Genomic DNA, 21,912 nt, shown 5'->3' on the forward strand with positions numbered 1-21,912 from the left:
AATTCCTTGGCGGCGCCGCAGTCTTACTGCGGCAGTTCGATGTTGTACAGCTCGACGGCGTTGTCCTGAAGCACGCGCTTCTTGACGTCAACCGGCAGGTCGGCGAGCACCCGGATGAAGTGCTCCTTCGGGTTGGGGTAGAGGCAGGTCGGGTGTGGAATGTCCGTCTCCACCAGCACATTGTTGACGCCGATCGTCTCGATGAGCTTCTCCGGACCGCTCTTCTCGAACCAGAACATCACGTAGATGTGGTCACGGAAGTACTCCGACGGGCGCTTGCGGGTCATGTTGACCTCGTCCTCCTCGGTCACCATCTCGTCGAACTGGAACTCCAGTGCCTCGAGCATGAACGGGATCCAGCCGATGCCGCTCTCGGCCGAGACGATCTTCAGATTGGGGAAGCGGTCGAAGAGGTCGCTCATGCACAGGTTCACGATGATGCGCAGATTGCTCATGTACATCTGGGTCGAGAACGCGGCCAGCCGCCGCTGGTGGCCGAACTGCGACCAGGTCGGGCTCACGGCGGAGCCGCTTAGCCGCTGCGTGGAGCGCGGCTGGTTGCGGGAGTTTCGGATCGCTTCGATCTCCTCCTTTCGGGAGCCGGCACCGATGTGGAAGTTCGCGACCAGGTGGTTGTCGTTCAACAGCTGCCACATCGGAGTCCAGTAGTCCTCCCAGAGTTCGGGCAGGCCGATCATCTCCGGCTTGTCCGACATGGTGAAGCCCTTCATACCCCGGGCGGAGAGGCGCTTGATCTCACCCACGGTGAGGTCCATGTCCCAGACCGGGAGCAGCCCCTGTGGGAAGAGCCGGCCGTTGGACTCGGTCTGCACGTCGATGAGGAAATCGTTGTAGATCTGCAGCACTGCGGTCCGCAGTTCGAGATCCTCGATGGCGAAGATGTGATTGGATGCGAAGCCGATGCCGTTGGGGTAGAGGATCTGGGCGTAGACGCCGATGCTGTCGAGCAGCTCCAGCCGCTCCTTCACGGCAAAGGCCGACTTGTCGATCAGCTCGTAGGGCTGCACGACGTGGGTGCCGTGGACCTTGTGGGCGTTGCCATCCTTGTCGGTCTGGATGGTGTTGCCGCCGATGCTGGCCCAGAGCTCACCCTCGATGTACCAGGCAGTGATGCCGTCGACGGTTCGCAGGATCGGCATCCGGTTGATCAGGTGCTCCGGCGCTCGCGACGTCCACAGCTCCGCTGGTTCTGTGAAGTGCGCGTCGCAGTCGATGATCCTGACATCTTTCAGGGTGTCGACCTCGGCCGGTGATGTTTCCATGACAGTCATGGAGCCTCCATCTGAAAAGCAAGTAGTGGGATGACTCCATTTAAGCGGTTGATGCGCATAAATACAAGGACAGCTGGCTAACTCCAGTCGACGACGTCGTCCATCCGGGCCGGATACCGGATCTCGCAGTACTGCTGGTAGTGCTCCATGTGCTCGCGCATCAGCTTGTCCGCCCGGCGGGCGTCGTGCTTCTCGATGGCCTTGGTGATGGCCTCGTGCTGATGGATCACCTCGGGGCGATCCTCGGCCGAGAAGAGCACGGTGGTGACGCGCTGCGACCAGATGCTCTGGATCGACTTCGCCGCCAGCGCGATCACCGGATTGCCGCCGGCGTCGCAGACCGTGGCGTGAAACCCGCTGGTGACCGCGGCGTAGGTCGAGTCGTCCGTGGTCGGCTCCTTGCCCCGCTCCATCGCCGCCCGTACCCGTTCAGCCGCCTCGTTGCCCGGCTGCTGGGCGGCCATGCGAGCTAGCAGGGCTTCGTACTCGGTGCGGGCTTCGAGCAGTTGACGGTAGGTCGCTCCGATCGACTGCAGATGCAGCGTCGACATCTGGCCGAAGTTCTGCGGGTCCATCGAGGCGACGATCGGGCCGCCGCCCGGGCCGGTCTTGATGGTGACCAGTCCGTTGACTTCGAGGATCCGCAGCGCTTCGCGCAGCGAGCCGCGTCCGATATCGAAGCGTTCGAGCATGACGCTCTCCGGCGGCAGCATCGCTCCAGCCTGCAGGTCCTGGCGCTTGATGTCGCGCAGAATCTGACGAGCCACGGTCTCAGCGATCTTCTCGGTGCGCCGGCGAGACGTGACGCGCCCCATGTCCGCGACGTTGTTCGCGGTTGTCCCTGCTGGTGGCACCGTGCCCTCCGGTTCATCGTGTGCGGTCGGGTGACGCGCGACCCTCACAGGTTACCGGGAGGTTCGAGCCGCGCCCGCGACATTGCGGCCCGGTGTCCCCTCCCCAAAAGCCCCGTCCTGAAAGTATGCAGTTTATTCGGTGAAATAGGTGCATCTCGGAGGAAGTTCTTCTGATCCGTTGACTCTACGGCATTCTATCGGATAATAATCAGAGATTCGGATGGAGGCACGTGTGAACGAATCTGAGCCCGCAGCGGCTTCGCCGTCGAGCAAGGTGGCGGTGGTAACTGGAGCGACTCGCGGCATCGGGCGGGCGACGACCCAGCGACTGGCCGACCGCGGAGTGGCCGTCGTGATGAACGGCCGTGATCCCGAAACGTTGGAACTCGAGGTGAAGCGGGTCCTCGACACCGGCGGCCGAGCAGTGGGCGTGCGCGGCAGCGTCAACAACCCGGAGCTGCCGCAACTGCTCATCGACACTGCGGTGCGGGAGTTCGGGGGCATCGACTACGTCGTGAACAACGCCGCGACCACCGCGACCTACGGGAAGATGATGGATGTCGACCGGGACGGCTTCGTCAAGACCATGGTCGCGAACACCTGGCCGGCACTCGCCCTGGTGCAGTGCGCGGTCCGGGCCGGCCTGCGCGACGGGGCCGTGGTGAACGTCTCGACCACCGGCGCCCAGCGAGTGCATTCGGTGACCGGCCCCTACACCGCAAGCAAGGCGGCGTTGGAGAGCATGACGGCCACCCTGGCCCGTGAATTGGGTCCGTTGGGAATCACGGTGAACGCCGTGGCCCCCGGACTGGTGCGGACCGACCTGGCCCGGGTGCTCTGGGAGGGTGATCGACTGCCCCAGGAGGAGCGCCTGGTTCCCCTGCAGCGCCTCGGTGAGCCGGATGACATCGCGGGGGCGATCGCCTTCCTGCTCGGCCCGGACGCCCGCTGGGTCACCGGTTCAGTCATCCGGGTCGATGGCGGCCGGTTCCACGTCGGTGGCGAACCGGCCGACCTCATCGGTGTCTACGAATGACGCCTGACCTGTTCAGCGGCCTGGCCACCTCCATCGCGCAGGCCCTGGGCGATGGGGTCCGGGTCACCGGTCTGGTCACGCTCGAGGGCGGTCGCTCCGGGGTTACCCTGCTGGCCGACGTGGACGGACTCGGCACGAGCGGGATGGCCGGGACGGAGCAGGTCGTGGTCAAGGCGGCCCCGGCCGGCCGCAGCCCGGTGGGGCGGCACGACGTGCTCCGACAGGCGCGCATCCTGACCGCGGTCGCGTCGTCCGAGGGTGTGGTGGTGCCGGCAGTACTGGCGACGGGAACCGTGCCCGTGCACTTCTACGTGATGACCCGGAGCGCCGGCGAGGCGGTGGAGCCGGTGCTGGATGCCGCTCGGGTTCACCTGCCGGCTCAACTGGTGACCGATCGTGCGATACAGGCTGCGAGAATGCTGGCCGCCCTGCACCGGGTGACCGATTTCCCCGACACCCCGGAAGGTGAGCCGGAGCCGGAGGCCGACCTGCAGCTGGAGCTGGAGCGCTGGCGAGCCACCGGTGCGGCGGCCGATCCGCAGATCCTCGTCGGCGGCGAGCGGCTGGCGACGTTGCTCGAGGCGCAGATCCCCTCGCCGCACGCGCCGTCAGTGCTGGTGCACGGGGACTTCCGGCTGGGAAATCTGGTCTACGACGGCCCGACCCCCACCGGTTTGATCGACTGGGAGATCTGGGGACGCACCCATCCCGGGATCGATCTCGGCTGGTTCCTCGTCTTCTGCGACCCCGACCTCTTCCCCGGCATCGGCGAACGCGTCGCCGGCCTGCCCAGCAGTGCGGAGCTGGCCCAGTGCTATCGCGACGCTGGCGGCCGGCAGTTCGGGAACCTCGAATGGTTCGAGGCGTTCGGGCGATTCAAGATGGCGGCGATCATGGCGCACAACCTGCGCCGACATCGCGAGGGCCGCCATCACGACCCGTTCCAGGAGAAGCTGCCACCCACGATTGCCCGACTCGTCGAGACCGGCATCGAGAAGCTCGAGAGCATGGAGCACTGACGTGACGAAGCCATTCGCGCCCGGGACGATCTCGCTGGGACTCTCGGCCGTCGGTGGGACGGCGAGCGAGGTGCTGACCCGAATGACCACCGAGTCCCGAGCCGCCGTCGCCGCCGGCTTCGACGGCGTCACGATCAGCGAGCATCACGCCGGGTTTCCCCGGTATGTTTCGAGCCCCCTGGCCATCTCGGCCCTGCTGCTGGCGCGTCTGGAGCGGGGCTGGGCCGTCGCGGCGCCGACCGTCCTGCCGCTGCGCAACCCGATCCCGGTCGCCGAGGATCTGGCCTGGCTGGCGGCGGCGTATCCGGGGCGCGTCGGCGCCGCCTTCGTCGCCGGATACCAGCGGCGTGACTTCGAGGTGATCGGGGTCGACTTCGATAGCCGCCATCGAATGCTCTGGGAAGGCGTGGCGAAGATTCGCGCCGTCTTCGAGGATGAGTCACCGCTGGCGGCGGACCCGGCCATTGCCCAAGCGACGGGCGCGTCGCTGCCGCTGCTGGTCGGCATCGGCGGCCCGGTGGGGGCGCATCGGGCCGGCGGCCTCGGCCTCGGGATCCTGGCCACTTCGCTACGTCCACCCAATGAATTGAGGGCAATAGTCGATGAGTATCGGGAAGCCGGTGGTGCCGGTCCGGCCGTGCTGATCAGGCGCATTCACGTGGGTCAGGCCGCCTCGGGCTTCGCCGGGAGCATGGAGCACTGGCGGGCCCAGGCGCCGGGTAGCGCCGACTGGCTGCAGGCCGACGAGAGCGCGCTGCTCCTGGGATCGGCCGAGGATGTCGCCGAGCGGCTGGTCTCGGCGCTGCTCACCTCCGGCTGCACGGCACTGAACATCCGGATCGATGCCTACGCCACACGCCCGGAGCTGGTCGCCGAGCAGATCGAGCTGATCGGCAGCGGTGTGCTGCCGATGGTGCGGGCCGCGCTCACCAGCCAGATGGCGCTGACCGAGTAGATGACCACTCAGCAGAAGCAGTCGCAGCCGCCCAGTGACCGGGCTGCGCGCGGCCAGGGACCGCTGGCCGGGGTCAAGGTGCTGGAGCTGGCGCACCTGGTCGCCGGCCCGATGGCCGGCACTCTGCTGGCCGATCTCGGAGCCGAGGTCGTGCACGTCGAGGATCCGAAGGTCGGGGACGCGGCCCGCCGGCAGGGGCCGCTGAAGGACGGCACCCACCTGTGGTGGAAGGTCTCCGGGCGCAACAAGCGATCGGTGACCATCGATCTGCGGCAGCCGGCCGGGCAGGCGCTGGCCCATGAACTCGTCGGCTGGGCCGATGTTCTCATCACGAACATGCGGGTGAACACCCTCCGCAAGTGGGAACTGGACTGGGAGAGCCTGCACGTGCGGCACCCGAAGCTGGTCATGCTGCACGTCAGTGGCAACGGCCTGGCGGCGGCGTCGGCCAACGAGCCCGGCTTCGGCAAGGTCGGCGAAGCGCGCAGCGGCGTGGTGGCCGTGACCGGCTTCGCCGACGCCCCACCGGTGCACGCGGGCTTCTCGCACGCTGACACGGTCACGGCGCTGATGGGCGCCTTCGGGATCTGCGCGGCCATGGTCGATCGCCTCGATCCGGATTTCCAAGGGGAACTCATCGACCTGGCCCTGGACGAATCGCTCTTCCGACTCATAGATTGGCAGGTCGTCGTCGCCGATCAGCTGGGCTATGCACCGCCGCGGGCCGGCAATCAACTGGCGATCGCCCCGGGGGTGCTGGTGAACACCTATGAATCGGCGGACGGGCGCTGGCTGACCGTCACCTCGGGAACGCCCCGCTCGGTCATGAACATCGCGACCCTCATCGGCCAGGACCCGGCCGACTTCCAGACCCAGCAGCAGCTGCGGGAGCGGGTTCCCGAACTGGACGCCCGCCTTCGGGATTGGATCTCCGAACGGAAGCTGGACGACGCCCTGGCGGCGATGAAGGAGTGCGAGGTGGTCGCGGCTCCGGTGCTCAGCGGCATGGACATCCTCGTCGATCCACTCTTCGCCGAACGGGGCGACATCATCACGATCGCCGACGAGGACCTGGGCCCGCTGCGAATGCAAGGGGTCATTCCCCGGCTCGTCCGACGCCCCGGCTCGGTGCGGCGCACCGGACCGCAACTCGGGGCGGACACCGATGACGTGCTGCGATCACTGGGGCACAGCGAGGACGAGCTGGCCGGCTGGCGGGCCGACGGCGTGGTCTAGCACCCCGGATCGCTTCGACGTCCAGAGATCGCACAGCGGAAGCGTGGGCGCAGCCCAGGGGCGAACGGGCGTGCCACCTATCCGCGCAGTTCGCGATCCCAGTCGAGGTACTCACCGATCCGCAGCGGCCGGTCGGAGGAGAACTCGCCGGCCACCAGGCAGGTCAGCGACACCTGCCACCAGCCGTCGTGGTGCCTAACCCAGGTGTCGATGTAGCGCGCGTAGCGGTGACGGTCGGCCACCGCGGGGTACTGCGCGAACCGCTGCCAGGAGTACAGGTAGCAATACATGGTTGCGGTGTCGGCGTCGCTGAAGACGAACTCGAAGTTCGAGACGTGATGGCTGCTGGCCACGACCGAGGTGAGACGAGTCGAGTACCACTCGCGCAGCGTCTCCCGGCCCAGCAGGGGCGGCCCGTCAGGGGTGTAGCTGATCCGGCAATCCTCGGTGAAGCGCGCGACCATGCGCTCTGCGTCGCAGGCGTCCGCCGCCCGAATGTAGGCATGTTTGCGGTCGATTATCTCGCTGCGGTCAAGCAGTTGCCGTAGTTGCGCGTCGAGCTCCATGTCGTCCTCTCCGTTTACTTCCCGACTGATCATCGCTGATGCACGTTGACCAGGCTATTCATACGCATTATTGTCAGAATGACAGATGACGCCAGCGAGGAGAACACTGTGTGGGGCTTCGAGACCGATCCTGAGTATCAGGCCAAGCTCGACTGGGCGGATGACTTTCTTCGCACCAAGGTCGAGCCGCTGCAATACGTGATCAACCATCCGCTCGACCTCAATGACCCGGTGCGGCAGGAGCTGGTGCCTCCGCTGCAGGAGGAGGTTCGCCGTCAGGGACTCTGGGCCAGCCACCTCGGCCCGGAGCTGGGCGGCCCCGGATTCGGTCAGGTGAAGCTCGCCCTGCTCAACGAGATCCTGGGGCGCACCGGTCCCGGTCCGACGGTCGGGCCGGTCGTCTTCGGCTGTGCCGCACCGGATACCGGCAACGCCGAGATCCTCGCCCACTACGGAACAGACGAGCAGAAGCAGCGTTACCTCAAACCCCTCCTGGAAGGCACGATGTTCTCGGCCTTCTCCATGACCGAGCCGCAGGGTGGGTCGGACCCCAAGGTCTTCACCACGACCGCCCGCAGCGATGGCGATGAGTGGGTGATCAGCGGCGAGAAGTGGTTCTCCTCAAACGCGCGCTGGGCCGAGATCCTGATCGTGCTCGCGGTGACCGACCCGGACGCGGCCCCGTCTCGGCGCATGTCGATGTTCGTCGTACCGACGGCGACTCCCGGCGTCGAGTTCGTGCGTCACGTCGGCGTCGCCGGCTGGGTCGAGGGAGAGGGCGGCGGCGACCACAGCTATATCCGCTACAACGACGTCCGGATCCCCAAGGACTTCATCCTCGGCGGCGTCGGGGAGGGGTTCCTGGTCGCCCAGACGCGGCTCTCCGGCGGGCGGGTGCACCACGCGATGCGCAGCGTCGGACATATGAAGGCCGCGTTCGAGATGATGTGCGAACGGGCCCAGTCCCGCTTCACCCAGGGTGAGGTGCTGGGCAACAAGCAGTTGGTGCAGGACATGATCGCCGACGCCTGGATGTCGATCGAACAGTTCCGCCTCTTCGTGCTGCAGACGGCCTGGAAGATCGACAAGTACAACGACTACAAGAAGGTCCGTAAGGACATCGCGGCGTCGAAGGTGATCGCCGGCCGCACCCTGGTCGACGTCGCCACCAAGGCCCTGCAGATCCACGGATCGCTTGGAATATCCGATGAAATGCCGTTCGTCAGCATGATCGTCAACGGACTGCACGTGGGCATCGCCGACGGCCCGACCGAGATCCACAAGATCACCATCGCCCGCGAACTGCTGAAGAGCGTTGAGTCCCATCCCGGTACCTTCCCCTCCCAGCACATTCCGGCGCTGGTGGCCCAGGCCCGGGAGCTCTACGCCGAGACGCTGGCCCGTCATGGCCGATAGCCAAACCGACCAGGCCGGGCCGCAGCGGCGGCGCCGGGCCCAGGGGGCAAAGGCCGACCGGCTGCAGGAGGCACTGGTGTCCCTCGACCCGACGGTGGCCCGCTGGGCCGACGAGTTCGTCTTCGGAGAGGTGTGGGCCGGCGAGGCGCTAGCGCACCGGGACCGGATGCTGGTCGCCATCGCCATGCTCAGCGCCACCACTCGTCGCAATCAGCTGCGCAACTACCTGCACGGCGCCCTGCAGGACGGGATCGCCGAAGCCGAGCTGCGGGAGATCATGAAGATGCTCGTGGTTTACTCGGGATTTCCGGCTGCCCTGGAGGGCATGCAGGAACTCGACGCGGTGCTCGCAGTACACGGCCGGCACGCGTGAGTGCGGCCCCGATGAGTCTCGTGACATCGGCCGAGCACGGGGAGTCCGTCCCCGGGGTGGCCGAGCACGTCATCCGGTTGCGGAACTGGCTGGGCGAACACGACGCCGAACTCGAGCCGTATCGCCGTCGCAGCGCGAACGGCGAGATTGCCCAGGACGTCGAGCACGATCGCGGCCTCATGTCGATGCTTCACGACGCAGGTTGGGGGCGCTGGGGTTGGCCGGTCGGGGCCGGCGGGCTGGGCGGTCCCGCCATTCTGCGGGCGGTGCTCTATGACGAGCTGGCCGGCGCCGGGATCGAGATTCCCGAGGCGTACGTGATGATGGAGACGCTGGCGTCGCTGCTGGTCGAGTACGCGCCGCAGATCGCGGCAGTTCACCTGCCGGCCTTCCTGCAGGGACGAGAGATCTGGTGTCAGGGATTCTCCGAACCCGAAGCGGGTAGCGACCTCGCCCAGCTGCGCACCCGGGCCCGCCCCGAAGGCGACGGCTTCAGGCTCAGCGGGCAGAAGGTCTGGACCACCCTCGGGCAGTTCTCGCAGTACGCGGCGGTGCTGGCCCGCACTGGCGACGCGGCGAGCGCCCACCGGGGATTGACCATGATCTGGGTCGATCTACGGAGTCCCGGCGTCACCGTCCGGGCGATCGAGGCGTCGAACGGCCGCGCCGAATTTGCCGAGATGTTCTTCGATGAGGTCGACATCCCACCTTCGGGCGTCATCGGGCAGGTCGGTGGCGGCTGGGCCGCTGCGATGTATCTGCTGCAGTTTGAACGGGGCATGTACGCCTGGCTGCGTCAGGCCGTGCTGCACCGCCGGCTCCGGGAGGCGGCGAGGCTGGTGGCCGGCCGTGGAACGAAGCCCGGCCCGGCCGCCGAGCAGGCGCTCGGGCGGGCGATCCAGGCGACCGCGATGCTGCGAGCCCGCTCCCGGCGCACCGTCCATCGTCTCTCCGACGGAGAGAATCCCGGGCCGGAGATATCCATCGACAAGGCATTGCTGGGTATCGCTGAGCAGGCCACCTTCGACGCGCTCCGCCTGCTCGATTGGGACGGCATGGCCCTTTCGGACGCCGGTGGCAGCACGACGCAGCGCGAGGAATGGTTCTACAGCCGCGCCACAACCATCTTCGGCGGCGCGATCGACGTGCAGCGTGACATCGTCGCCGAGCGGGTTCTGATGCTGCCCCGGACGCGCTGATGAGAGACGACGCGCTGATGAGCGAGCAGTTGATGAGCGAGCAGGAGCGGGGCCTCTTCGCGGAGTTGGCGACCGAGCTCCTCTCCAATGCCCAAGCCGAGACGCTGATCGAAGAGATCGTCGATTCCGGGATGGGGGGGCAGGTCTGGTCGGATCCGCTCGCGCTCGCCGCCCTCTTCGAAACCCACGGCCGGTACCTGGCCGCCTCCCCGCTACTCGACTACGCGGCGCTGCGTCCGCCGGCCGCGCTCGCCGCCCGGCTGGTGCTCCCCGGTCCCGGCCGGATGGCCGCGCCGGCCCGGCTGGACGGCGATCTGGTCGTCGTCGACGGCATCGTGCTGGCCGCCTCCGCTGCCGACGCCGGCGCATCGGCATCGGCCTCGAAGTCGTCGGGCTACGCACTGGCGACCCGGCACGACGGGGTGCTGCTGGTGGGCGGCGCCGGCCTGGTGCGCACCCCGTCCCCCGGCTTCGACCCCGACCTCGAGGTCTGCACCCTGCGTGGCTCCGTCGAGCGGTCGGCGGTGACGTCGGTGCTCGACGTGGACTGGGACGACCTGCGCACCCGGTTGGCCCGGGCACTGGCCTTCGAACTGCTCGGCATCGCCGCCGAGGCGACCCGACGCGCGGTCCAGCACGTCGGTGAGCGGCAGCAGTTCGGCCGGCCGCTCGCGGCGTTCCAGGTCGTGCGCCATCGGCTGGCCGAGGTGGAGATCGCCCGGATGGGGGCGTGGGAGTTGGCCAGCGCCACGGACGACACCCTTCCCGCCGACACCGCGGTCAACCTCATCAAGGCCGCCGCCGGCCGGGCCGCTCTGGCCGCCGTCGCCCAGGCCCAGCAGGTCTGTGGCGGGATGGGTTTCACAGCCGAGTTCGGACTGCATCGCCTGGTTCGGCGGGCGTATCTGCTCGACTCTCTCCTCGGTGGCTGTGAGGCGGCCGAGGTGGAACTCGGTGCGCAGGCGCTCTCCACCGGACTGGTACCGCAGCCTCTGGTTGCGCTATGAGAATCCGCTTCTCCCATCGGACAATTCTTGGAGGCCGTCATGCGTGAGGTCGTGATCGCCGGCGTCGGCATCCATCCCTTTGGGCGCTTCGACTACGGATGCCGTGAGATGGGGGAGTACGCGGCGCGTGACTGCCTGGCCGACTCCGGGGTCGACCCGCGGGACATCGACATGGTCTTCGTGGCCAACGTCGGGGCCGAGATGGCCAAGGGGCACAACATCATGGATCGGGTGGCCCGTATCGGCGTGCCGATCATCAACGTCGAGGCGGCCTGCGCCTCCAGCGGATCCGCACTCTTCATGGCCGCCCGCCTCATCGAGGGCGGCGGGGCCGACATCGTGCTCTGCATCGGGGTCGAGAAGGCACCGAAGGGATTCATCGCCTCCTCCGGCTTCGAGCCGTGGCAGATCGAGAACGGGCTCGGCGTAAACACGATGTACTTCGCCATCCAGGCCCAGGAGCTGATGGATTCGACCGACGTCACGCTGGCCGACCTGGCCGACGTCTCGGTGAAGAACCATCGGCATGCGGTGGACAACCCGAACGCGATGTTCCGCAAGCCGATCTCCCGTGAGGACGTGCTGGCCAGCCGCCAGATCTCGCCTCCGCTGACACTGCTGATGCTCTGCGCACCGAACGAGGGGGCGGCCGCCGTCCTGCTCATGAGCCGCCGCGAGGCCCGCCGCCGCGGGCTCGGTGACCTCGTCACGCTGGCCGGAATCGGGCTGGTCTCGCGTGGACCGGACGACTGGTTCGTGCCCGCGCCCTCCTATCCGGCCCAGAAGACCAGCCTCACCTCGCGAGCGACTGCGCTGGCGTTGGCCGACGCCGGTGTGTCGATCGACGCGGTGGACTTCGTCGAATGCCAGGACACCGACGCCGCCTCCGAGCTCATCGCCTACTCCGACCTCGGACTCTGCGAACCGGGCGAGGAGGCGCAGTTGCTGCGTAGTGGTGCGACGACTATCGGCGGACGTATCCCGGTGAATGTCTCCGGGGGCCTGCTCTCCAAGGGCGAACCGCTCGGCGCCTCCGGGCTCGGCCAGATACATGAACTGGTCGAACAGCTGCGTGGCCGATCCGGGCTGCGCCAACTCGACAATCCGAAGGTCGGCCTGAGTCATGTGATGGGCGCCGGGCACAACTCCTGCGTCGTCGTGGTGCACAAGTGAGCGCGTTGACGGGCGTCTTCGACGGCGAGCATCCGGCCCCGCCCGCCCTCTTCGCCGCCGCCGACCCCGGGGCGCAGACCACGCTCGGGGCCTCCCACTGCACGTCGTGCCGGCGGGTGCACTTTCCGCGCCGGGTCGAGTGTGCCGCCTGCGGCAGCCCCTGCACCCCGATCGACCTGGCCGGGCCCGCGCGGCTACGAGTTCTCACCGGTGTGCACGCGCAGCCACCGGGGTCGCTGGTCATCGCCCCGTACCTGGTCGGAGTGGCCGAATTTCCCGAAGGAATCTGTGTGATCGGGCTGATCGACGGCGAGGCCGAGCGCGGCGACAGCGTCACGCCGGTGGTGGTCGCGCCGTACGAGGGCGGGCTGACCTTCGGCTTCCGGCGCGCGCAACCTGACCACAACTCACCAGCATGAGGACGGAATCGCAATGAGGCTCAGAGATCGCATCGCCCTGGTCACCGCCGGGGGCTCCGGGATGGGGCGCGCCGCCTGCCTTCGCTTCGCCGAGGAGGGTGCGCATGTCGTCGTCACCGATCTCGACGCCGATGCCGCGAGGGCTACCGTCGCGGCGATCGAGGCAGTCGGCGGTTCGGCCGAGGCCCGTCAGCTCAATGTGGCGGAGACCGCCGCCGTGGCCACCGTGGCCGAAGAGATCCGCGCCCGGCACGGGGTGTTGCACGTCCTGTACAACCACGCCGGGATTCCCGGCGCCTCCGGCATCGACATCTCCGAAGACGCCTTCGACCTGGCTATCGACGTCAACCTGAAGGGCGCGTTCTTCCTGACCGCGCAGTGCGAGGACCTGTTGCGGGCGGCGGACGGGCGGGCGTCGGTCATCTTCACCGCGTCGGTCTCCGGGATCGTCGGCTCGCCGCTCAGCCCGCTCTACTCGATGACCAAGGGCGGTGTGGTGCTGCTGATGAAGTCGCTGGCACTGAAGTTCGGGCCGTTGGGCATCCGCGTCAACGCCATCTGCCCGGGACCGATCGCGACCACGATGCTGCCGCAGTTCTTCGGGCGCGACTCCGACGCCGACGTCTCGGACCTGATCCAGGGATTCACCGCGAACGTGCCGCTGGGGCGCACCGGACGGGCCGAGGAGATCGCCAACGCGGCCCTCTTCCTGGCCAGCGACGAGGCCAGCTTCATCACCGGGGTGGCGCTGCCGGTCGACGGCGGGTATCTGGCCCGATGAGGAGACGTCCATGAAAATCGGGGCAATCTCCTTCATGACCGACACCTCGATCGCTCCGGGCGAGATCGCCGGCGTGCTCGAGGCGGCCGGCTTCGAATCCTTCTGGGCCGGGGATCACTCACACGTTCCGGCGCCGAGCTCCGGAGTGCCGATCGACTCGCGCACCGGTCTACCGGTCCCGAGTGAGTACTGGCATCTGCTCGATCCGTTCCTGGCCCTGACCGCGGCCGCCGCAGCGACCAGCACCATCAACCTCGGAACCGGCATCTGCCTGGTCAATGAGCGGGACCCGATTCACACGGCGAAGTCGGTCGCGTCGCTGAGCCACCTCAGCGGGGGCCGGGTGCTCTTCGGGATCGGCGGAGGGTGGAGCGAGCAGGAGCTGCGCAATCACGGCCTGGAGATCGCCGATCGCTGGGTGTCGATGCGGGAGCGCGTCCTCGCCATGCGCGCCATCTGGTCGCAGGATGTCGCGGAGTTCCAGGGTGAACACGTCAACTTCAGCCCGCTGATGAGCTGGCCCAAGCCGAGTCCGCTCCCGCCCATCCTGATCGGCGGGAACTTCCGCAATATCCCTCGGGTCGTCGACTATGGCGACGGATGGTGCCCCGGTACTCCCGACCTGCCCGACGCTGAGGTCGTCCGGCTGGCCGGCGAGCTGCGCCGGCAAGCGGCGGAGGCGGGGCGCGAGGTGAGCATGACCGCCTTCCACGTCACTACTGTCGTCGGACTCGACCCGGAGTCGGAACTGCGACTGACCCGACGGCGTCTCGACGTGCTCGCCGCCGCCGGGGCCGAGCGAGCCGTCGTCGTGCTGCCGCCTCAGCGTGACGCCTGCCTGCGCATGATCGACCACTACGCGGAAGAGCTCGTCCAGACGCGATGAAATGAGAGACGCCATGAAGCCGAAGACCACCCACCACGCCAGTGTCGAGATCTCCCGAGGCCTGCTGCGGCTCGCGCTCGGCGGCACCATGATCGCCCACGGCGTTCGGCATGCCCGCAGCCTGGAGGGGACCGCCGGCTGGTTCGGCTCCATCGGCTTCCGCGAGCCCCGGCTGCAGGCGCAGCTCAGCTCCGTCGTCGAGGTGGGCGCCGGCACGGCATTGATCTGCGGTGCCGCCACGCCACTCGCGGCCTCGGCCGTGGTCGGCACGATGGCCGTCGCCGCCGAGACCGTGCACCGGCCGAACGGCTACTTCATCACCAGCGAGGGCTGGGAGTACGTCGGGTTCATCAGCGCCGCCGCCGTCGCCCTGGCCGCCATGGGCTCCGGACGCTACAGCCTCGACCGGCTCCTCGGGGTGGAGAACCGGGGCTCCGGGCTCTCCCGTGGGCTGCTCGCCGCCGGCCTGGGCCTCGGCGGTGCGGCCATCCAGCTGAAGACCTTCTGGACCCGACCGGTCGCTGACGCCAGCTCCTGATCGGGCGACCGGGCCGGCCCTGATCACCCCGCCCGCACCACCAAACCTCCGCCGCGCCGGCGCTTCGACTCCCCGGCGCCGGCGGCTTGCTGTCGTTCCTCGATGTAACGCTTGACACGTTCTGCCGCAAGGTTCATATTGTACTGACCGATTGGTACAGAACGGTTGAGCGTCCGAGGCGCTGCGCCAACGACGACTGACGGTTGACGTGAGCCCTCTCCGGGCCCACGGTGGTGCTGCGGCGGGAAGCGGGTTCTGACCTGCGCGTCAATGCGGTGACACCGACGGGAGAGCGCTCATGAGTTGCGGATACCCACAATCTGAGAACAGTCGCACTCACCGGCGATGATCGAGAGAAGGTCCCATGCTTTTCAGTGACGTGTTGCGGCTGAATGCGCACCGTACCCCCGACAAGAACGCCCTGCTGATGCTCGACGGATCAGGCTCGCGAAGTTTCGCCCAGCTCTACGCCCGCTCCAACCGGCTGGCCAACGCCCTGCTCGGCGTCGCCAACCAGGGTGACCGCGTCGCCATGCTGGCCGACAACTGCCCTGAGTACGTCGAGGCGTACTACGGCGTTCCGTCGGCCGGCATGGCGCTCACCATGCTCAACTACCGGCTCCACCCGAAGGAGTGGGTCTGGATCCTGAACAACTCCGGCGCGCAGGTGCTGATCGTCCAGGCGAAGTACCTGGAGACGATCGCCGACCATCTGGTCGAGTTGGATTCGGTCAAGAAGCTCATCGTCATCGGCGAAGCGGCCGCCGGAGCCACCTCCTACGAAGACTTTGTCGGTTTGGCCGCGGCCACCCCGCCCAACATCCGCGTGGCCGAGGATGACATTGCCTGGCTGCTGTACACCAGCGGCACGACCGGCTTCCCGAAAGGCGCGCAGCTGAGCCACCGCAACCTCTGCACCGCGATGCTCGAGTCGGTGCTGGCCTACGAGCCGACCGCTGACTCGTCGTTCCTGAACGCGATGCCCCTGTGCCATGTCGCGGGTTACCTGACGCCGGTGCACCAGTTCTATGGCGGTTCAGTGCTGATGATGTCCAACTGGGAGCCGGAGCTGTGGATGCGGCTGGTCGATGAGCACCAGGTGACCAGCGGCGGTTTCGCCCCCACGATGATGTCGATGCTGCTCGATCACCCGAAGGTGAACGACTACAAGCTCGACAGCCTGCAGTGGATGGGCTACGGCGCCTCGAAGATTCCGGCCGAGGTGCTGCGCCGGGCCATCGAGCGCTTCGGGCCGGTCGTCTACGCCGGCATGGGCATGACCGAACTCGGCGGCAACATCCTCACCCTCGACAAGGCGGCGCACATTCGGGCCGCGGCCGGCGAGGAGCACCTGCTCGACGCGGTCGGCAAACCGATGGCGCTGGCCGACGTGCGGGTTTTCGACGATAACGACGTCGAGTGCGCCGACGGCCAGGTGGGCGAGATCGTGGTCCGCGGTGACCAGGTGACCACCGGCTACTTCGGCAACCCCGACGCCACGGCGGCCGCCAACCGCAACGGCTGGTTCCACACCGGCGACCTGGCCCGGCGGGACGCGGAGGGCTTCCTCTACATCGTCGACCGCATCAAGGACATGATCATCAGTGGCGGCGAGAACGTCTACTCCAGCGAGGTGGAGAACGCGATCTACGCCCACCCGGCGGTGGCCGAAGCCGCAGTCGTCGGCCTGGCCGACGAGCGCTGGGGTGAGCGAGTCGCGGCGGTGGTTGTGCTGCGCCCGGGCCAGCAGGCCAATGCCGAGGAGATCATCACGACGTGCAAGGCCCGCTTGGCCTCCTACAAGCAGCCGCGCGAGGTGATCTTCGTCGACGCCATTCCGAAGAATGTGAGCGGAAAGGTCCTCAAGCGGGAGCTTCGCGAGAGGTACAGCGCCAAGGGCTGACCGGGCCCACCCCCACTCCGAACCCAAACAAGCTATTTGAAAGGTGAATTCATGACCATCACGACTGTGACGGAGGGCCTCCTCTTCCCGGAAGGCCCGGTCGCATTGCCCAACGGCGACGTTCTCGTCGTCGAGATCCACCGGGGCACGCTGACCCGGGTGTCTCCGGACGGCACCAGATCCATCGTCGCCAACGTCGGCGGCGGCCCGAACGGTGCCCAGCTCGGCCCCGACGGTCGCGTCTACCTCTGCAACAACGGTGGCCTGCGCTCCTTCGAGGTCGCGGGGTTCGTCTTCGCCGGCGGCACCCCGGATGATTACACGACCGGCAGCATCCAGGCCGTCGACCTCAGCACCGGCGCCGTCGAGACCCTCTACACCGAGTGCGACGGCAGCGGGCTGCGCGGCCCGAACGACCTGGTCTTCGACGCCCACGGTGGCTTCTACTTCACCGACTACGGCAAGAGCAACGGCGCGGTCGAGGATCTCGGGCGAGTCTTCTACGCCACCGCGGACGGCAGCAGCATTCGCCAGGTGGCCGGTGGTATGCAAGGCCCGAACGGGGCCGGACTATCACCGGACGGCACGCGCCTCTACGTCAGCGAGACCTACACCGCGCGGGTCTGGTGGTGGGAGGTGACCGGACCCGGCGAGATCGTCGGTGGAAAGTCGCTCGGCGGTTCCGGCGGCGGTAACTTCCTTTACACCGCAGCGAATTACACGAACTTCGACTCACTCGGCGTCGAAGCCAGCGGCAACGTCTGCGTGGCCTCGATGGTTCACTCGGGCATCTCGGTGATCAGCCCGGAGGGAGAGCTGGTGGAGTTCGTCGAACTGCCCGGCGACCCGGGTATCACCAACATCTGCTGGGGCGGACCGCAGTTGGAGACGGCGTTCATCACCTCCTCCAGCACCGGCAAGCTGCTGAAGGTGGATTGGGCCCGTCCCGGACTGGCCCCGAACTTCAGCGGCCTGGACCACCTCGTCGGCGCGTGAGCGGCGGCATCGAGGCAGTTGCCGACCGCTTCTTCGCCGCGGTCTCCACGGGAGACGTGGAGACGCTCGAGGCGATCTACCGCGACGACGTGGCGGTCTGGCACAACTATGACGACGTCTCGCAGTCCAAGGCCGAGAGCATCCGGCTGCTCGGATGGCTCACCCGCAAGGTCGGGCCACTGAACTACGTCGAAGTCCGGCGTCTGGTGCTCGCCGACGGGTTCATCCAGCAGCATGTGGTCGAGGTTGCCGCAGCGGCCGGCGATCCGATCCGGATGCCGGCCATGCTGCGGGTCTACTGCGACGCCGAGCAGGTCAGCCGGATCGAGGAGTACGTCGATCCAACGCCGATCAACTCGCTCATCCCGGCGACCTAGGACACACGGGAAGGTTAGGCAACTCGCTGCCATCGCGGCAACTCGCGAGAGAAATTGAACAGATGACAGAGGCGGGGCCGGCACCGGCCCCGCCTCTGTTTTTGTATGTCTGTGTAGCCGCTACCGCGACTCAACCAGCCTGCGGGGCCAGCCCGAGCTCGTCGATGACGGCGTCGTTGTGTTCGCCCAGGCGAGCGCCGACGTGCCGGATCGCCCCCGGTGTGCGGCTGAACTTGGGGACGACCCCGGGCATCGGCACCGGGTCGGCCAGTCCGTCCACCGGCATCCGAACCACCATCTCGCGCGCGGCGTACTGCTCGTCGTCGAGGATGTCCTGCGGGGTGTAGATGCGGCCGCGCGGGATTCCGTGCTCGTCCAGGAGCTTCTCCAGCTGTGCGACCGGTAGCGCCGAGGTCCACTCCTCGATGATCGAATCGAGGACAGCTGCGTTGGCGCCGCGGGCCTGATGGGTCTGGTACTTCGGGTCGTCCAGCAGGTCAGGGCGTGCCATCGCCGTGCAGAGACGCTGGAAGAGACTGTCGCCGTTGGCCGCGATGAGCAGTTCGTGGCCGTCCTCGGTGCCATAGACGTTCGACGGCGCAACGCCGGGGAGGGCGCTGCCGGCCCGGGAGCGCTCGACTCCGCCGAGCTGGAAGTCCGCCAGCAATGACTCGGTCAGGGCGAAGACCGACTCGTAGAGTGCGACGTCCACCTCCTGACCGACTCCGCTGACATCCCGCTCGCGCAGGGCGGCCAGGGCGCCTACGACGGCGAAGAGGCCGGCCGTCGCGTCGCCGAGGCTCACCCCGGTGCGGACCGGAGGGCGATCGGGGAAGCCGGTCAGGTTGCGCAGGCCGCCCATCGCCTCGGCGATACTGCCGAAGCCCCGATCGGTGGCCCGTGGTCCGTCCTGCCCGTAGCCCGAGACATGCACCATAATCAGCCGCGGGTTCTCCTTGGCGATCGTCGCGTAGTCCAGGCCCCACTGGGCCATCCGGCCGGGGGCGAAGTTCTCCAGCACGATGTCGACCTGGCTGCACAACTGGGCGGCTACGGCGCGGTCGGCCGGATCACGCAGGTCGAGGCGCACCGACTCCTTGTTGCGTCCGAGAGAGGGCCACCAGAGACCGATGTCGTCGCGCATCACGCCCCAGTTGCGGATGGGATCTCCGGCCGGGGGTTCGATCTTGATCACCCGAGCGCCGTAGTCGCCCATCAGCTGACCCGCATACGGACCGGCTATGAAGCCGCCGAGCTCCAACACGGTGATTCCATCGAGTGGGCCCATGCCGACACCCGCCTTCCGCCGCCGGACGGTACTGAACCGGTGGCGGCGGCTTGGCCCGACCGGAGGTTATCTGTGATGTAGTCGATGGGCGTCGGTCTTGCTTGACGACGACGACCTACAAACGTAATGTACCGATCGGTCGGTACTATTGCCAGCGCGGGTGGCAAACCGTGACCGGCCCCCTCAGTCTGAGACTGCGACAAGGAAGCGGAGCAATGGAGTCGTTCATTCAATTGCGCAAGGGCAAGACCCCCCGGCGGATGCACGCCGACCTCGATGGTCTGAAGGACGACGAGCTCGGTCGCGCCGGTTTCACCGGGCGCAGCACCCAGCTGTATCGCCGTCACGACCCGACGGCATTCCGCGCTGTCGGTGCCCTGGCCGGCGTCGACGTGGACACCAACCTGCTCGAGCCCACCGACCTGTCCGACCCGGCCGGTGAGCCGCTGATGCTCTTCAGCAACAGCGACTGCCGGATCCTGCTGAGCCGCCGGGCGGCCGCCGCTCCCTTCTACGTCCGCAACGTCGACGGCGACGAGCTGCACTTCGTGCATCGCGGCACGGGAAAGTTCGTCACCGAGTTCGGCGAGCTGCGCTACCGGCCCGGTGACTACGTCTACATCCCGAAGGCCACCACCTACCGGCAGGTGCCCGACGAGGGTGGTTCCTTCGTCCTCATCGTCGAAGCGGTCGAGGAGTTCCGCGTTCCCGAGGCGGGCATCGGTGGCCGGCAGTTCCCCTTCGACCCCGCGCTCGTCGTCATCCCGGAGCCCGCTCCGGTCGAGGACGACGGTCGGGCCGAGTACGAGGTGCGGCTGCACCACTCCGGCGAGCACACCTCGCTCTTCTACGCCTTCGATCCCTGTGACGTCGAGGGGTGGCGGGGCGACAACTTCCCCTTCACCTTCAACATCGACGACTACAACGTGCTCACCTCCGAGAGCACGCACCTGCCGCCGACGCTGCACCTGTTCATGCAGGCCACCGGGGTCTACGTACTGCACTTCCTGCCCCGCGCGGCCGAGTCCGTCCCCGGCACCGAACGCTTCCCCTGGTATCACCGCAACGTCGACTACGACGAGATCGCCTTCTATCACGGAGGAAATGTCTTCGGCATCGACATGCCGGCCGGGCTGCTGTCGCACGCCGCGCAAGGCGTGCACCACGGTGCGCCGGAGGCGGCACGCGAGCGTTCGCGACGCCGCTACGACAAGGACTCCCGGGTGGAGTGGAAGATCATCGCCATCGATACCCGCCGCCGGCTGGTGCCGAGCGCGGCCGTGCTGGCCGCCGCTCCGGTTCAGGTCGCCGGGGAGGTGCAGGTATGAGCAGCGAGACCTCGCGCGGTTACGACCGCATCCCCTATCTGGTGATCTTCGATGACACGTCGGCCTTCCGCGACACGTATGGCGGCTCGGCTTCCTACGTCGCGTTGGAGAGCTACCTGCTGAAGCCACGGGATCTCCCTTCCGACACCGCGATCGTCTTCATGCACCCGATCGGCGGTGGCGCCTACCTGCCGATGATGAACGCCTTGGCCAAAGCGGGCAACCACGTCATCTACTGCAACAGCCGCTATCGCGGTGTCGACAACGCGCTGATCATGGAGAAGGTCGTCCAGGATCTCGGCGCCTGCATCCGGGATGCCCGCGAGCGGCTGGGCTACTCCAAGATCGTGCTGGCCGGCTGGAGCGGTGGCGGGGCTCTCTCGCTCTACTACCAGCAGCAGGCCCAGCGCCCGACGGTCACCGCCACCCCCGCCGGCGACCCCTTCGATCTGGCCCAGCTCGGCCTGCACCCGGCCGATGGCTTGATGCTGCTGGCGGCCCACGTCAGCCGGCACGGCACCCTCACCGAGTGGATGGACGCCTCCATCCTGGACGAGACCAACCCTGACCTGCGCGATCCGGAGCTGGATCTCTACGACCCGAAGAACCCGAACCAGCCGCCGTACAGCGATGAGTTCGTGGCTCGCTACCGGGTCGCTCAGATCGCTCGGAACCGGCGGATCACGGCCTGGGTCAAGAATCAGCTGGCTGAGCTACGGGCGAGCGGACGCGGCCAGGAGGAGCGGGGCTTCGTCACCCACGGCACCATGGCCGATCCGCGCTGGCTCGATCCGGCGGTCGACCCGAACGACCGTGTCCCCGGGCAGTGTTTCCTGGGTGATCCGCGGATCGCCAACATGGGTCCAGTGGGCCTGGCCCGCTTCAGCACCCTGCGCAGCTGGCTGTCGCAGTGGAGCTACGACGACGCCAACGCCGACGGGCTGCGCTGCGCGGCCGACCTGCAGGTGCCAACCCTGGTCATCGGCAACGGCGCAGACGACGCCTGCACCCCGAGTCACACCCACCGCCTCTACGAGGCCGTCGGGCACCCTGACAAGACGCTGCACATCGTGCCCGGAGCGACCCACTACTACTCCGGCCCCGACCAGCGAGCCCCGCTCGCCGAGGCCGTGGCCACCGTCACCGAATGGTGCGCCAAACGGGGATTCTCGCCTCAGCTCTGATCCGCAATCGGGCACCGGCAAGCGCCAACCTCCCAGCGCCACCACCAAGCGCACCACCTCGCGACAACCATCGCCGGCCGCAGCTA

Annotated in this window: 22 protein-coding genes; 18 read left to right on the forward strand and 4 right to left on the reverse strand. The window is 67.6% G+C overall.

The features are described from left to right. Positions 1–23 precede the first annotated feature (23 nt). Complete coding sequence (locus tag CPH63_RS06265; protein WP_096302056.1) at positions 24–1,292, reverse strand: amidohydrolase family protein; 1,269 nt, start codon at positions 1,290–1,292, stop codon at positions 24–26. A 77-nt stretch (positions 1,293–1,369) separates the two neighbouring features. Further along, positions 1,370–2,146 (reverse strand): FadR/GntR family transcriptional regulator, encoded by a 777-nt coding sequence (locus CPH63_RS06270; protein ID WP_157749331.1) that lies wholly within the window; start codon positions 2,144–2,146, stop codon positions 1,370–1,372. A 232-nt stretch (positions 2,147–2,378) separates the two neighbouring features. On the opposite strand from CPH63_RS06270, the gene CPH63_RS06275 reads away from it, so the two are divergent. Genes CPH63_RS06275 through CPH63_RS06290 form a run of 4 tightly spaced genes read left to right on the forward strand, consistent with a single transcriptional unit; the run spans position 2,379 to position 6,392 of the window. Beyond that, positions 2,379–3,182 carry an SDR family oxidoreductase gene (locus CPH63_RS06275; protein WP_157749332.1) on the forward strand — a complete coding sequence of 268 codons (804 nt, stop codon included), beginning with the start codon at positions 2,379–2,381 and terminating at the stop codon, positions 3,180–3,182. Further along, positions 3,179–4,201 carry a phosphotransferase family protein gene (locus CPH63_RS06280; protein ID WP_096302059.1) on the forward strand — a complete coding sequence of 341 codons (1,023 nt, stop codon included), beginning with the start codon at positions 3,179–3,181 and terminating at the stop codon, positions 4,199–4,201. The genes CPH63_RS06275 and CPH63_RS06280 overlap by 4 nt, the downstream gene beginning before the upstream one ends. Position 4,202: 1 nt before the next feature. Continuing rightward, positions 4,203–5,156 carry an LLM class flavin-dependent oxidoreductase gene (locus tag CPH63_RS06285; protein ID WP_096302060.1) on the forward strand — a complete coding sequence of 318 codons (954 nt, stop codon included), beginning with the start codon at positions 4,203–4,205 and terminating at the stop codon, positions 5,154–5,156. Further along, the gene (locus CPH63_RS06290; RefSeq protein ID WP_096302061.1) at positions 5,157–6,392 is read left to right on the forward strand and encodes a CaiB/BaiF CoA-transferase family protein; all 1,236 of its coding nucleotides are present in this window, start codon (positions 5,157–5,159) and stop codon (positions 6,390–6,392) included. Between the two features lie 77 nt (positions 6,393–6,469). On the opposite strand, the gene CPH63_RS06295 is transcribed toward CPH63_RS06290, so the two are convergent. Continuing rightward, entirely contained in the window at positions 6,470–6,991 is a 522-nt protein-coding gene (locus CPH63_RS06295) for a nuclear transport factor 2 family protein (protein WP_096302062.1), read from the reverse strand. 45 nt (positions 6,992–7,036) lie between these two features. Between CPH63_RS06295 and CPH63_RS06300 the strand changes: the two genes are divergently transcribed. The 12 genes from CPH63_RS06300 to CPH63_RS06355 all read left to right on the forward strand — a co-directional run bounded on the left by CPH63_RS06300 (position 7,037) and on the right by CPH63_RS06355 (position 18,026). Further along, positions 7,037–8,374, forward strand: a complete 1,338-nt coding sequence (locus tag CPH63_RS06300; protein WP_096302063.1) for an acyl-CoA dehydrogenase family protein — start codon at positions 7,037–7,039, stop codon at positions 8,372–8,374. Then, complete coding sequence (locus CPH63_RS06305; RefSeq protein ID WP_096302064.1) at positions 8,364–8,747, forward strand: carboxymuconolactone decarboxylase family protein; 384 nt, start codon at positions 8,364–8,366, stop codon at positions 8,745–8,747. The genes CPH63_RS06300 and CPH63_RS06305 overlap by 11 nt, the downstream gene beginning before the upstream one ends. A gap of 11 nt (positions 8,748–8,758) precedes the next feature. Continuing rightward, a complete protein-coding gene (locus CPH63_RS06310; RefSeq protein WP_157749333.1) occupies positions 8,759–9,946 on the forward strand; it encodes an acyl-CoA dehydrogenase family protein in 1,188 nt (395 codons plus the stop codon). Then, complete coding sequence (locus CPH63_RS22745; RefSeq protein ID WP_197704600.1) at positions 9,946–10,953, forward strand: acyl-CoA dehydrogenase family protein; 1,008 nt, start codon at positions 9,946–9,948, stop codon at positions 10,951–10,953. Before CPH63_RS06310 ends, CPH63_RS22745 begins: the two co-directional genes overlap by 1 nt. Before the next feature lie 39 nt (positions 10,954–10,992). Beyond that, positions 10,993–12,126, forward strand: a complete 1,134-nt coding sequence (locus tag CPH63_RS06320; protein WP_096302066.1) for a thiolase family protein — start codon at positions 10,993–10,995, stop codon at positions 12,124–12,126. Next, positions 12,123–12,545 (forward strand): Zn-ribbon domain-containing OB-fold protein, encoded by a 423-nt coding sequence (locus CPH63_RS06325; protein ID WP_096302067.1) that lies wholly within the window; start codon positions 12,123–12,125, stop codon positions 12,543–12,545. Before CPH63_RS06320 ends, CPH63_RS06325 begins: the two co-directional genes overlap by 4 nt. A 13-nt stretch (positions 12,546–12,558) precedes the next feature. Continuing rightward, entirely contained in the window at positions 12,559–13,326 is a 768-nt protein-coding gene (locus CPH63_RS06330) for an SDR family NAD(P)-dependent oxidoreductase (RefSeq protein ID WP_096302068.1), read from the forward strand. Positions 13,327–13,336: 10 nt separating this feature from the next. Further along, positions 13,337–14,212 carry a TIGR03619 family F420-dependent LLM class oxidoreductase gene (locus CPH63_RS06335; protein ID WP_096302069.1) on the forward strand — a complete coding sequence of 292 codons (876 nt, stop codon included), beginning with the start codon at positions 13,337–13,339 and terminating at the stop codon, positions 14,210–14,212. A 13-nt stretch (positions 14,213–14,225) separates the two neighbouring features. Continuing rightward, positions 14,226–14,750, forward strand: coding sequence for a DoxX family protein (locus CPH63_RS06340; RefSeq protein ID WP_096304981.1), 525 nt, complete (start codon positions 14,226–14,228; stop codon positions 14,748–14,750). Between the two features lie 364 nt (positions 14,751–15,114). Further along, the gene (locus CPH63_RS06345) at positions 15,115–16,653 is read left to right on the forward strand and encodes a class I adenylate-forming enzyme family protein (RefSeq protein ID WP_096302070.1); all 1,539 of its coding nucleotides are present in this window, start codon (positions 15,115–15,117) and stop codon (positions 16,651–16,653) included. Between the two features lie 51 nt (positions 16,654–16,704). Further along, positions 16,705–17,649, forward strand: coding sequence for an SMP-30/gluconolactonase/LRE family protein (locus CPH63_RS06350; protein ID WP_096302071.1), 945 nt, complete (start codon positions 16,705–16,707; stop codon positions 17,647–17,649). After that, positions 17,646–18,026: a nuclear transport factor 2 family protein gene (locus CPH63_RS06355; RefSeq protein WP_096302072.1), complete on the forward strand. Its 381-nt coding sequence runs from the start codon at positions 17,646–17,648 to the stop codon at positions 18,024–18,026. The genes CPH63_RS06350 and CPH63_RS06355 overlap by 4 nt, the downstream gene beginning before the upstream one ends. Before the next feature lie 130 nt (positions 18,027–18,156). Here CPH63_RS06355 and CPH63_RS06360 read toward each other — a convergent pair whose 3' ends face one another. Beyond that, on the reverse strand, positions 18,157–19,314 hold the full coding sequence (locus tag CPH63_RS06360) for a CaiB/BaiF CoA-transferase family protein (protein ID WP_096302073.1): 1,158 nt from the start codon (positions 19,312–19,314) through the stop codon (positions 18,157–18,159). Positions 19,315–19,529: 215 nt separating this feature from the next. Here CPH63_RS06360 and CPH63_RS06365 point away from each other — a divergent pair, with 215 nt between their 5' ends. Together CPH63_RS06365 and CPH63_RS06370 are read left to right on the forward strand one after the other, a co-directional pair. Continuing rightward, positions 19,530–20,642: a homogentisate 1,2-dioxygenase gene (locus CPH63_RS06365; protein ID WP_096302074.1), complete on the forward strand. Its 1,113-nt coding sequence runs from the start codon at positions 19,530–19,532 to the stop codon at positions 20,640–20,642. Then, the gene (locus CPH63_RS06370) at positions 20,639–21,826 is read left to right on the forward strand and encodes a serine aminopeptidase domain-containing protein (RefSeq protein ID WP_096302075.1); all 1,188 of its coding nucleotides are present in this window, start codon (positions 20,639–20,641) and stop codon (positions 21,824–21,826) included. The genes CPH63_RS06365 and CPH63_RS06370 overlap by 4 nt, the downstream gene beginning before the upstream one ends. Positions 21,827–21,912: the final 86 nt, after the last annotated feature.

Origin of the sequence: Jatrophihabitans sp. GAS493 (assembly GCF_900230215.1) — a bacterium.
Lineage (GTDB): Bacteria > Actinomycetota > Actinomycetes > Mycobacteriales > Jatrophihabitantaceae > MT45.